The organism is Kribbella sp. NPDC104740, assembly GCF_055583505.1.
Genome location: NZ_JBVJNV010000010.1, coordinates 253,588 through 265,191 on the forward strand (window position 1 = coordinate 253,588; position 11,604 = coordinate 265,191).

An 11,604-nucleotide genomic window follows, 5' to 3' on the forward strand; every position below is an offset into this window, starting at 1 on the left:
GACTCTCCTACCGTCCCCGTGCTGACAAGAGCAGTCACTCACCCAGCAACCGCATCAGCTCGGGATCGCGCCAGAACCGCTCCGGTACCGGCTGCCGGACCAGCGCCGCGTCGGCGCGGATCTCGGCCGGCGCCGCCGCACCGATCAGCACCGACGTCACCGCGGGGTGCCGGCCGGGGAACGCGAGCGCGGCCTGCGGCAGCGATACGCCGTACGGCTCGCAGACCGCGGACATCCGGCGCGCGCGGATCGTCAACGGGTCGGTGTTCTGCCGCGAACGGTCGGTCAGCAGGATCTCGCGAGTCAGCACCCCGGAGACGATCGCCGCCACTCCCCTGGCCTGGCAGCGATCCAGCAACGGCAGCCCGCTGCGATCAAGCAGCGAGTACTGCCCGGCCAGCAGCACCGCGTCGAGCTCGTGGTCGCGCACAGCCCGGTCGAGCCGCTGCCACTCCCGGCCGGCGACACCGATCGCACCGACCTTGCCCTGCTCGCGCAGATCGGCCAGTACGCCGTACGCCGCACCAACCGGCCGGTCACCGGGATCCAGCACGAAGACGAGATCGAGCGTCGTCACCCCGAGCCGCTCCAGACTCGCGGCGACCGACGCACGGACCCCGTCGCTGCTCAAACCCGCGGCGACCTTCGTGGACAGCAGGAAGCCCGACCGCGGGTGCGGCGCGAGCGCCGCGCCGAGACGCCGCTCGGACTCGCCGTACGCCGGTGAGGTGTCGAAGAACCGGATCCCCGCGGCGTAGGCCGCGTCCACCGTCGCTGCCGCGGCGGCGGGCTCGGCGATCCCGAGCCGGGAACCGCCGAGACCGAAGCGGGGCGGACGGAAACGGGTCGCTGTCCGTGCTGCGAGCACACGGCTGGGAGCGGTCATCCGCACACCTCCCTGGTCGGCTCTACCAGGATCAGGCCTCCGCGACGGTTTCGCATCTCGGGCCCCGCGCGTGCGGGGCCCGAGATCGCGTCAGCGGCCGGACTCGTAGAGCGCGCGTACCTCCGTCGCGTCCAGCGCACGGTCGAAGAGGTGCACCTGGTCGACGACGCCGTCCAGGTAGTCGACCGGGTTGCCGCCGAACTTGCCACGGCCGATCACCGTGTTGCCGGTCGACGTCGCGTCGAGTGTGCAGGCCGCCTTGGTCGCGACCAGCGCGCCGTCGACGTACAGCCGCAGCTCACCCTTCGCGGCGTCCCGTACGCCGGTCAGGTGGTACCACTGGCCCGGGTTCGGCTTGGCCGGCGCGAGCGCGCGCTGTCCGGGGAAGCTCATCGCGAACCGCTGGTCCTGGCCGGAGTACTGCAGGAAGAACGCGCTGTCCCGGTCGCCGTCCTGGCTGACGACGGTCTGGAATCCGCCGTCGGCCTTGTTCAGCTTCACCCAGGCGGTCGCGGTGTAGTTGCCGTTGGTGTCGAGCAGCTGCGCGCCGGTGTCGACGTACTGGTTGCTGCCGTTGGTCGCGACGCCCTGGCCGTTCTTGCCGGGAGCAAATGTCGCGCCGTTCTGGAGCGTCGCATCGTTGTCACCGGCAACGTCTTCGCCGGTGCCGTCGAGCGGGTAGAAGTGGATGCCGTCGGCCCCCGGCGTACCGGGTGGTGGGTTCGGGCCGCTGCTGCCGGATCCGTCCGCCTCAGCGATGATCTGGTCGTTCATCGTGCGGACCTGGGCGAAGTCCACCTTCGGGACCTGCCGGTCGTAGGTGAAGAAGCCGTTCACCTCGCCCTCGACGTCGGTGATCTGCGTGTACACCGAGCCGCTGATCCCGCAGGTGTTCGCCGAGCGGAGCACGTCGCGCTGGTTCTCGACGTACCGGCGGGTGAGGGTCGCCGAGTCCGGCGTCATCTCGTACGCGAACCCGTCGCCGAACCACATGTGGTTCTCGGTCTTGAGGCCGAAGCCGCCGTGCTCGCCGTCGACCGCGACCCGGTCACCTTGTGGGGTCGCCGTCGCCGGACCGAGGTAGGCGTGGTGGTCGATCATGTCGCCGCGGCCGGAGTCGCCGAGCGAGTCGCAGCAGTTCATCCCGCTGTGCGCGTTGACGAGCCGGGACGGGTCCTGGGCCTTGACGCTGTCGGCGATCCGCCCGGTCTCGGCCAGGTCCCACTCGCCCCAACCCTCGTTGAACGGCACCCAGGTGGTGATCGAGGTGAAGCTCTTGTGCTCCTCGACCATCTCGTGCAGCTCGGCCTTGTACTGCGCCTGCCAGGCCGGCGGGATCGGGTCGGTCTTCGCGGCCGGCATGTCCTGCCAGACCATCAGGCCGAGCTTGTCGGCCCAGTAGTACCAGCGGTCCGGCTCGACCTTGATGTGCTTGCGGACCGTGTTGAAGCCGAGCTCCTTGTGCTGCTCGAGGTCGAAGCGCAGCGCCTCGTCGGTCGGGGCGGTGTTCAGGCCGTCGGGCCAGAAGCCCTGGTCGAGCGTCGACAGGTTGAAGAGGATCTTGCCGTTCAGGGCCAGACGTAGCTTGCCGTCGGCGCCTTTCAGCTTGCCGACCTGGCGGAGCCCGGCGTACGAGCCGACCTCGTCGACGACCTTGCCGCGGTCGATCAGCTTGACCTTCAGGGAGTAGAGGAAGGGGGTGTCGGGTGACCAGAGCTTCGGGTTGGGGATCTGGATGGTCTGCTGCTGGTCGGCCTTGCCCCGCTTCGTGGCGACCTTGCGGTTGCCGTCGTACACGGTGGTCTCGACGTCGAGGTTCGTCGGGCCGGTGGTGTCGGCGGTGAGTTTCAGGGCCTTGCCCGGTACGTCGGGGGTCAGCTGGAGGCGCTCGATCGAGGAGCGGGCGACCGGCTCCATCCAGACGGTGCGCCAGATGCCGGAGCTGCCCTGGTAGAAGATGCCGTGGTCGCCGACCTCGCGCTGCTTGCCGATCGGCTGGAAGGTCTCGTCGGTGAGGTCCTCGGCCCAGACGATCACCTCCTGCGGGCCGCGCTGGTGCAGGGCGTTGGTGATGTCGACCGAGAAGCCGTCGTAGCCGCCGCGATGGGTGGTGACCTGGCGGCCGTTGACCCAGACCTTCGCGTCGTAGTCGACGGCGCCGAAGTGCAGCAGGAGCTGCCGGCCCTTCCAGCCTTGCGGGACGGTGAACGTGCGCCGGTACCACATCCGGTCCTCGTGGCGCTGGACTCCGGAGAGGGCGGACTCGATCGGGTACGGGACGAGGACCTTCTCGGCGAGCTGCCTCCCGAGCGGCGGCGCCTCGCCGGGCTGGGCGGCCGCGAACTCCCACAGGCCGTTCAGGTTCTGCCAGCGCTGGCGGGTCAGCTGCGGGCGTGGGTACTCCGGCAGCGCGTTGGTGGGTGAGACGTCATCGGTCCACGGGGTGCTGAGCGGTGGCGTCCCGGGCTCCCAGGCCGGTGCGGCCTGGGAGGTCGGGACGACGATCGCGGTCGCGGCCAGGAGTCCGGCCGCGACCGCGGCGAGGCGTCGTTTCATGCTGAGGTTTCCTTCCGGGGCGGGGAAAGGACAGCACGATGGAAACGCTCCCACGACAGAATTGCAAGGGCTCAATCAGATTCGAACATCACACCAGCGTGCAGACCGGGCTCGGAGTGCTGAAGGTACCGGCCGGAGTGAGCGTTCCGGTCTGTTGGTTTCTGTGGAAGGTGGTGATGGTGTTCGAGCGCTGGTTGGAGACCAGGAGCAGGGTGCCGGTCGGGTCGATCGCGCAGTGCCGCGGCCAGTCGCCGTTGACCGACGGCGTCGCGATCCGGGTCAGCGTCGCGCCGCCGTCGCCGACGGCGAAGACCGCGACGCTGTTGTGGCCGCGGTTGGTGACGTACACGAAGTTGCCGTCGGGCGACACGATCACCTCGCCGGGATAGTTCTGCGGGCCGGCCGGCGCCGTCGGGAGCGGCGTACCGGGGGTGAGGCGGCCGTCGGCGTACGCGCAGGGGACGACGGTGCTGTCGAGCTCGTTCGCGACGTAGGCGAAGCGGCCGTTCGGGTGGAAGGCCAGGTGGCGTGGGCCGGCGCCGGTCTTCAGCTTCGCCTGGGCTGTTTCGTTCAGTTTCCCGGCCGCCGTGATCGTGTAGGTGTAGACCGTGTCGGTGCCGAGGTCGACGGCGAGAATGTAGTTGCCGGTGGGGTCCTGGACGACCTGGTGGGCGTGCGGGGCGGCGCCGACGTGCTTGACCAGATCGGTCCGCGCACCGAGGCTGCCGTCGGTCTTGACCGGGTGGACGGCGACGTCGCCGGAGCCGTAGTTGGCGCTCAGCAGGTATTTGCCGTTGGCAACCAGAGCGAGGTGGCAGGGCGCGGATCCGCCGGTGGACTGGCGGTTCAGGACACGGAGCTTGCCGGGGGCATCGACCGCGATCGCGGTGACGCCGCCGTTGGCCTGCTCGTTGACGGCGTACAGGAACTTCTTGGAGGGGGCGGCGATCAGGAACGACGGCTCCTGGACACCTTGGAGCACGCCGTTGCTGGTGATGGCGCCGGTGCTGGCGTCGTACGAGGCGAGACCGATGCCGGTGCCACCGGCGGAGGTGTAGGTGCCGACGTACAGGTTGGTGGTGGCTCTGGGTCTGGCTGCGGCCGGCGTGGCCGTGGAGGCGGCGAGAGCCGCGGTGAGACCGAGGAAGGCGCGTCGGGTTGTCGTCATGGTGGACCTCCGGGGCGGTTGAGGATTATCGAAGACTAGCTTCGAAATCACCGCTGTGTCACGTACCGCGTACTTTCAGTGGTCGAGCATGTCGAGACCGGTGGCCTCGACGGACCAGGCCCACAGCCGCTGCGCGAGCTCCGGATCACGCGCGGCGCTGCTCGGGGACTCCACCCTGGGAGCCCCGCGGTAGCCGAAGAGAGCGGGCCCGGCGAACGAGCCCGGTCGCAGCTGCGGCTGCGTCGCGGCGTACAGGGTCGGCCAAGCGCCGGCAGCCGCCGACTGCGCGACCAAGCTGGTGAACCCGTTCCACACCCTCGCCTGAAGTCGCCGCCCGGCCATCTCCGGCCCGGCAGCCTGCAAACCGGTCCGCGCATAGCCAGGATGTGCCCCCGCGCTGATCAGCTTCGACCCAGCGGCCTGTGCCCGCCGATCCAGCTCGCGCATGAACAACAGGTTGGCGAGCTTGGACTTCCCGTACGAGTCCCACTTGCGGTAGCTCGTGGGCCTGAAGTCCGCCTGGCTGATCCCGCGGACGGTCTTGTGCATGAACGAGCTGACCGTCACCACCCGCGGCTGCTCCGCTTGATCGAGCAGCGGCAGGAGCCTGGCGGTGAGCGCGAAGTGCCCGAGGTGGTTGGTGCCCATCTGCAGCTCGAACCCGTCGGGCGTCTCCCGGTACGGCGGAGCCATCACGCCGGCGTTGTTGATCAGCAGGTCGAGGCGGTCGTACTTCTCGCCGAGCTGCTCGGCGGCTTTCTGGACGCTGGCGAGATCCGCGAGGTCGAGCTCGACGACTTCCGGGGCCTTGCCCGATCGGGTGCTCAGGTCGGCGGCTGCTTTGGCGGCCTTCTCCGGGTTGCGGGCCGCGATCAGTACGTCGGCGTTGTGGCGGAGGAGTTCGAGGGCGGTGGCGTAGCCGATGCCGCTGGTGGCCCCGGTGACGAGAACTCGCCGTCCGGACTGGTCGGGGATGTCCGCAGTGCTCCAGCTCATGCGCCCACAGTAGCGGTGGGCGCACGAGCCGGAAGCGCGTCGTACGGCGTACTAGAGGATCTTGCGGGCCTGGAAGGCCTCGGTGACCTGGGCGGCGACGCCCTTGCCGTACAGGAGGCGAGCCGCCTGGACGGTGACGCGGGCCGCGTCGGCGAAGCTGGTGTCGGGCGCGTAGAAGAACGTGCCCTGCAGGATCACCTTGTTGGCCTTGGTGCGGCCGAGCGCCTTCTGGATGTCCCAGAGCGCGTTCGACCAGATCTCACCGTCGTCGTGCACCTCACCGACGATGTCGTCGGTGGTCTTGCCGGTGTCGGTGCGGCGCAGGCAGTGCTTCGGGCCGTCGGTGTACGACGTGGCGTCCCAGTCCATCACGCACGGGATGTCGTAGTTCTTGCTGACCGGCATCGACTGCTGGACGGCCCAGTAGTCGCCGAAGCCCTCACCGATCGAACCGGCCTCGAGCGACTCACCGAAGCCCGGGACGACGTCGTCCTGGATCGCGTGACCGTACTCGTGCCAGATCACCTCGGCGTCCTCGGCGTCGTCGACGCCGCCCTCGCCCATCGTGATGACGTCGGTCGACGGGTCGTAGAAGCTGTTGTCGCCCTCGAAGGTGTTGATCGAGAAGTCCTGCGACTCGTTGTTGACCTCGGTGAAGCCGAGCGAGTGGATGTACTCCTGGGTCTGGTTGACCTGGTAGTACGCCATCACCTGCTCGAACTTGTCGTTGGCGCGCTGGTACACGAACGTGTTGTTCTTGTTCTGCGCGACGCCGCCCTTGGCCTCGGCGATGTTGACGTAGGTCCCGTTCAGCTTGCCGGACCCGTCGAGGTTGCGCAGGATCACGTTCTTCTGCGCGACGAACAGGGCGTTCTGGTTCTTGTCGTTCTGGTCGGTCAGGTCCTCGTTCTTCTGGCTGACCACCGGGTTCGGGTCGAACACCGAGCCCTTGCCGTCGACGTTGTCGCTGATCACCTTCGACTCGACGACGGCACCGTTCTTCGCGTCGACCAGCGACCGGCTGACGCCTTCGGACGAGCGCGAGGTGACGTTCCAGACCAGCCGCGCGTTCGGCCCGCCGATGACGGCGAGCTGCGCGGCGCCGCTGGTCGCGGCCGGCGTCTGGACGACGCTCTTGTTCGGCTGCGCGATCCGGTTCCGCGCGGCCCGCGCGCTGACCGCGGTGTTCGCCGACTTCGTCGCCGTTGCCGACGGCACCTTGGCCGTCACGTCCAGCGAGTCCGGTACGGCGTCGCGGCCGTCGGAGACCTGCAGCACCTTGCCCGACTTGTCGGTGTGCTTCGCGTAGTACCCGTTGATCACCGGCAGCCCCTTGAAGGTCTGCTGGTACCACACGTGCTGGCCGAGCAACGAGTTCTTCGTCTTGATCAGCTTCAGATTCGCCGGCACGGCGTCGGCACTCCCCGGCGCCGCCCCCGCGGCGCTGGTGAACGACATCCCGAGCGTGACCGCCGCGACCCCGGCAGTGACTGCCGCGACCGCCTTGCGCTTCGACATCTTCCCTCCCTGTGGACATCCGTGGTGACACGACTACGATCCGTCGCGACCCTAGTTCGCCCACCGCCGTCTTGGGAAGCAACCGAAGCAGCGGCAAGGGAAAACCCCGCTCCCCCGGCACAAACACGCCACCGCCTTGCCCCCGGCAAACGTCGCCTTGTCAGCGGCCAGAACCTGACCGCTACCCCTCGTACCGTCGCCGTATGACCAAGCTGACCCTCCAGGCCCTCAACCGAGCCACCCTCCACCGCCAGTGGCTCACCACCCGCCAGGAGGCCACACCCCTCCAGGCCCTGGAGCACCTAGTCGGCATGCAGGCCCAAAGCCCCCAAGCCCCCTACGTCGGCCTCTGGTCCCGCCTCGCCGACTTCAACCCCACCGAACTCTCAACCCTCCTGGAAACCCGCGCGGCAGTCCGAGGCTCCATCATGCGAGCCACCATCCACCTGATGTCGAGCCGAGACTTCCTCGCCTACCGAGCCCTCTTCCAGCCCCGCTTGGACCGAGAGATCTACCAAAACCAAACCTACGGCCGCCACCACCTCGACGGCCTGGACATCCCCGCGGTCTTAGCCGCCGGCCAAGCCCGCCTGTCCGATTCCCCCGCGACCCCCACCCAACTCCGAGCCCACCTGGCCCCCCTCTTCCCCAACCACCCGCCGGCCTCCCTGGCCCACGCCATCCGCTGCCTACTCCCCACCCTCCAAACCCCACCCCGAGGCCTCTGGCACCAAGGCTCCACCCCCACCCTCACCACCGCCGACCTCTGGCTGAACACCCCCATCACCCCAAACCCCGACCCAGCCCCGCTAATCCTCCGCTACCTGAATTCCTACGGCCCAGCCTCAATCCAAGACACCCAAACCTGGTCCGGCCTGACCCACCTAGCCGAAGTCTTCCCCCGCCTAGACCTCCGCACCTACACCTCCCCCACCGGCCGAACCCTCTACGACCTCCCCGACACCCCCCTCCCACCCGAAGACCTCCCCACCCCGGTCCGCTTCCTCCCGGAGTACGACAACCTCCTCCTCTCCCACCAGGACCGATCCCGTTTCATTCCGGACTCCACGAGAAAGCAGTTGGCCCTCACCGAACTCCTCACCCGAGGCACAGCCCTCCACAACGGCCAGGTGACCGCACTGTGGAAACTCCAACCCAAGGCTTTGGAGATCCAACCCATCGCCAAGCTCCCCAAGGCCACCCGCGAGGCCCTGGAATCCGAGGCTCACAAACTCCTAACTTTCGTCGCCCCCGAAACCAACCACGAGGTCAAGTTCCTCACCCCGTAAACCACAACAGCCCGATCCCCAAGGGGATCGAGCTGTCGTACCGGCCGAGCGCCGATCAGCGGGGCTGCTGGATGTAGACCTCGAGCGCCCGGATCCGCTCCGCTACCGAAGGCTGACCGCTCATCCAATCCGGCTGGCTGAGCCCGATCCGGCGTGCGGTCTCCTGATGTTGTGCCTGCCAGCCGTAGAACACCTCCAGCAGGCGCCGGCCGTAGCCGAGATCCACCGCAGCCCGATCTGCCATCCGCTCCACGAACTTGCCGACTCCGATGAACAGCAACGGCGCGAACAAGGGCGAGAGGAACAGCAGCGGTACCAGCAGACTGTCGTAGAAGATCAGCGACGCGAGGATGAATCCGAAGTAGGACACCATCAGGAAGCCGATGATCGTGCACCCGACGGCCGGGATGGTCCGGCTCAACCTGAGCAGCAACCTGATCACCAGAGCGACGATGCGAGTTGGCACCGAGTACCACAGAGCTAGCCGACTGACCCAGGTGCGACCCCGCAAGTGCGTCGCGAGGTCCTGTGCAAGCACTGCTTCCAGATGGCTCGGCGGCAAGGTATAGAGCGCCCAGCCCGTGATTGTCACGGTGTAGCCGCCTGCGGCGGTCCCGGTGGCGTTCTCGCCCGCCTCGATCCACAGCGTGTAGCGATGGGGGTCGACACGTGCGCGGGTCGCAGCACCGATCCAGCTCGGCGCGAGCCGCTGCGCCTCGACCATCGTCGGTTGCCTCAGACCGAGCAGGTACTTAGCGACCAAACCGTCGAAGCCGGGCCACAGCACGATCAGGCCGGTCAAGATCCAGAGCGAGATCAGCACCCACGTGCCCTCGTACAGATCGAAGGCCTGACAGATCCAGTAAATGATCACGAAGCTCGCAACCGCCCACAGCAAACTGTTCAAGGACTCGGCCACCAAGAGACCGGTCCCGCCCGGGTGTTGCGGACCGCTGGACGGCGGAACGGCGCGGTTCACCTCACCTGATGCACCGCCAGGCAGTTGCGGACGTCCCGACTCGGGAGGTGGACCCTGCTGCGGACGAGGAAAGGAGTTCGGCGGCTCTGGCTCGCGACCATCATCTGGGCCGTTCCCGTTGTTCATGCGACGCTCCTGCCTTCAGTAGAGCGACACGTGGACGTGGTCGTAATGACCGCCAGTTGCATTGTTCGGATCGTAGACACCGCCGCCGTTGTAGACCTTCCACTGACCAGTGCGCGCGCTCCAGATCTTTCCATACCAGATCAGGTACCGGACGCCTGTCTTTCCTGCCGTCGAGATCGTCCAGTTCGCGATCTGGTCGCCCTTCGCCCGGGCTGCCGGCGCGCGCCGCGAATCGGCTCCGACGAAGACGTCGCAGGCCTTGCCCTGGGGATGGTCGCTGGTCGGGTTCCAGGCATGCCGGTCCCAGCAGCTCATCGACGGGTTGGCCAACGCTGCGCGAGCTTGGCCAACCCACAGCGCAGTGCGTTCGGTAACCAGGCCACCCGTTCCGGTCGGATCGGTGACACTGGGACGCTGTGGCGGCCAGACACCGTTCACCGGCCGGCCTGCGATCAGTCCTTGTCCGTCGTCGCACTCGTCAAGCAGTTGCTCACCCGGCGACGCGTTGTCGGTCGGTTTTGCCTTGGTTCGACCGGCGTACGGATCACCGGCTCGGGACAGGTCGATCCCAGCCTCGGCCGCGATCTGCTGAGCAGTGCGTTCGTGCCGCGCGTACGCGTACGGGAAGGCAGACACCTGAACTGCTTGAGCTGCTTCGGTGTAGGACATCGACGGCCAGCCGTCGATGTCGACCAGTCCGGGGGGACTCGGCGGATTCGCACCACCGAAGAAGGCTTCAGCCGCGTATCTCGGGTCGAGGATCTGTTTGACAGTTCCCCACCCAGCCGAAGGGCGCTGCTGGAACAGACCGACAGAGTCTCGGTCGCCGTAGTCGATGTTCTCGAGCTGAGACTCCTGCAGAGCGGTCATCAGCGCTACCAGTGTCGCGCGGCCAGGGAGACCACGTGCGACGGCGACGGAGTCGATGATCTTGGCGAAGCCGACCTGACGTGCTCGCGTCGACGCGTCTGCCGGCGGATCGTCCGTACGAGCTCCGTTGCTGCCTGGGCACCCTGAGGCGAAGTTGCTGTCACCTGCCCCGAACGGCACGACGAGGACCAGTGTCATCAGACCGAGTGCCGCCATGACGCCTACGGCTTTCACCACCATCGACTGTCCGGCCACAGCGCCGAACAGTCCTCCCTGCTGCCGCTCCTCGAACACGGTCAGCTCACCCACTTCGTCATGGTCCCGCTCCGCCGTTGAGATCACTGATCACCCAGACCGCGTCCTCGGGAACGAGGGTGACCACCAGAGGTAGAACGATGCGGTTCGGTTGCTTGCCGGTCACGTCGATGGTGATCGTGAGCAGACGACTGATGCGGGTCGGTGTGTCGACCGGAGCAGATTCAGGTCTCGGGACGCCGACCGTCAGCGAGACGACCTTGGACTTGCCGCCGTCTGCTTTCAGCGCTTCGTACGTGGAGTCGCCCGCAGCAGTGAGGCTCGCGCCGACCTCGTCACTGATGTAAGGCCCGGTCCGCTGGACCAGGTCTGCGTAGCTCTCGACCGACGGATCGCGCGTGTAGAAAGTTCGAGCCCATCGGGTCGCGATGTCCGCTGCCGCAGTGGTCGCCAGCCCGGACGGCCGCTCGGTCAGGACGGGCGGCGTGGAGAGCGTGGCTTCAGGGGTCAGTGTGTCCGTCGGCGAATTCTGCTCAGAATCGTTTCCCGTCGTTGGTTGCGGCGGCTGTGCAGAAGGCGTGAGCAGACCGACATTGGGGCCCGCCGGTTCGTCTTTGCCGAGCAAGCGCGGAAGGCCACCACCGAATCCCAGAACGACGATGGCAAGAATCACGACAGCCACGATCACCGTGACAGGGCTCGTCGGCTCAGCTCGCCGCTGGTCCCGCAGCCACGCCATCCGCTGAGCCTGATCGTCACGACGCCAGGAGCGCTTGGCCCGCCTTCGCTCACGCCGGCCGAGATCGTCGATCTCCTCCGGGTACGAGTAATCCGAGCTCATCACGTCGCGCCAGTTCGAGGGCTGATCCGGACGCCGCCGGGCTCCCCCGGAGGTGTTCTCGCCGTCGGCGCCATCGGGGTTGTCACCGGTGGGCGTCCGGTTCCGCTTGGTCATCCCCGG

General features: G+C 67.6%; 9 protein-coding genes. 1 reads left to right on the top strand and 8 read right to left on the bottom strand.

All coding sequences use genetic code 11. The annotated features are described in order from the left end of the window. Window positions 1–34: 34 nt before the first annotated feature. The 5 genes from ACZ6Z4_RS36645 to ACZ6Z4_RS36665 all read right to left on the bottom strand — a co-directional run bounded on the left by ACZ6Z4_RS36645 (window position 35) and on the right by ACZ6Z4_RS36665 (window position 7,124). Complete coding sequence (locus tag ACZ6Z4_RS36645) at window positions 35–886, bottom strand: aldo/keto reductase (protein ID WP_465576184.1); 852 nt, start codon at window positions 884–886, stop codon at window positions 35–37. Window positions 887–976: 90 nt separating this feature from the next. Continuing rightward, window positions 977–3,442, bottom strand: a complete 2,466-nt coding sequence (locus ACZ6Z4_RS36650) for a LamG-like jellyroll fold domain-containing protein (protein WP_465576187.1) — start codon at window positions 3,440–3,442, stop codon at window positions 977–979. An 88-nt stretch (window positions 3,443–3,530) separates the two neighbouring features. Continuing rightward, window positions 3,531–4,610, bottom strand: a complete 1,080-nt coding sequence (locus ACZ6Z4_RS36655; RefSeq protein ID WP_465576190.1) for a lactonase family protein — start codon at window positions 4,608–4,610, stop codon at window positions 3,531–3,533. A gap of 75 nt (window positions 4,611–4,685) precedes the next feature. Further along, window positions 4,686–5,606, bottom strand: a complete 921-nt coding sequence (locus ACZ6Z4_RS36660) for an oxidoreductase (protein ID WP_465576192.1) — start codon at window positions 5,604–5,606, stop codon at window positions 4,686–4,688. A 51-nt stretch (window positions 5,607–5,657) separates the two neighbouring features. Next, a complete protein-coding gene (locus ACZ6Z4_RS36665; protein ID WP_465576195.1) occupies window positions 5,658–7,124 on the bottom strand; it encodes a M36 family metallopeptidase in 1,467 nt (488 codons plus the stop codon). A 203-nt stretch (window positions 7,125–7,327) separates the two neighbouring features. On the opposite strand from ACZ6Z4_RS36665, the gene ACZ6Z4_RS36670 reads away from it, so the two are divergent. Further along, window positions 7,328–8,413 (top strand): winged helix DNA-binding domain-containing protein, encoded by a 1,086-nt coding sequence (locus tag ACZ6Z4_RS36670; protein WP_465576198.1) that lies wholly within the window; start codon window positions 7,328–7,330, stop codon window positions 8,411–8,413. Window positions 8,414–8,468: 55 nt separating this feature from the next. Here the strand turns inward: ACZ6Z4_RS36670 and ACZ6Z4_RS36675 are convergent, their stop codons facing one another. Genes ACZ6Z4_RS36675 through ACZ6Z4_RS36685 form a run of 3 tightly spaced genes read right to left on the bottom strand, consistent with a single transcriptional unit; the run spans window position 8,469 to window position 11,598 of the window. Next, a complete protein-coding gene (locus tag ACZ6Z4_RS36675) occupies window positions 8,469–9,518 on the bottom strand; it encodes a hypothetical protein (RefSeq protein ID WP_465576201.1) in 1,050 nt (349 codons plus the stop codon). A gap of 15 nt (window positions 9,519–9,533) precedes the next feature. Next, window positions 9,534–10,697, bottom strand: coding sequence for a VldE C-terminal domain-containing protein (locus tag ACZ6Z4_RS36680; RefSeq protein WP_465576205.1), 1,164 nt, complete (start codon window positions 10,695–10,697; stop codon window positions 9,534–9,536). Between the two features lie 4 nt (window positions 10,698–10,701). Continuing rightward, a complete protein-coding gene (locus tag ACZ6Z4_RS36685) occupies window positions 10,702–11,598 on the bottom strand; it encodes a hypothetical protein (RefSeq protein WP_465576208.1) in 897 nt (298 codons plus the stop codon). Window positions 11,599–11,604: the final 6 nt, after the last annotated feature.

Excerpts from the sequence above, each read along its gene's own strand:
- ACZ6Z4_RS36645 (WP_465576184.1), bottom strand. The coding sequence starts at position 886 with ATGACCGCTCCCAGCCGTGTGCTCGCAGCACGGACAGCGACCCGTTTC.
- ACZ6Z4_RS36650 (WP_465576187.1), bottom strand. The coding sequence starts at position 3,442 with ATGAAACGACGCCTCGCCGCGGTCGCGGCCGGACTCCTGGCCGCGACC.
- ACZ6Z4_RS36655 (WP_465576190.1), bottom strand. The coding sequence starts at position 4,610 with ATGACGACAACCCGACGCGCCTTCCTCGGTCTCACCGCGGCTCTCGCC.
- ACZ6Z4_RS36660 (WP_465576192.1), bottom strand. The coding sequence starts at position 5,606 with ATGAGCTGGAGCACTGCGGACATCCCCGACCAGTCCGGACGGCGAGTT.
- ACZ6Z4_RS36665 (WP_465576195.1), bottom strand. The coding sequence starts at position 7,124 with ATGTCGAAGCGCAAGGCGGTCGCGGCAGTCACTGCCGGGGTCGCGGCG.
- ACZ6Z4_RS36670 (WP_465576198.1), top strand. The coding sequence starts at position 7,328 with ATGACCAAGCTGACCCTCCAGGCCCTCAACCGAGCCACCCTCCACCGC.
- ACZ6Z4_RS36675 (WP_465576201.1), bottom strand. The coding sequence starts at position 9,518 with ATGAACAACGGGAACGGCCCAGATGATGGTCGCGAGCCAGAGCCGCCG.
- ACZ6Z4_RS36685 (WP_465576208.1), bottom strand. The coding sequence starts at position 11,598 with ATGACCAAGCGGAACCGGACGCCCACCGGTGACAACCCCGATGGCGCC.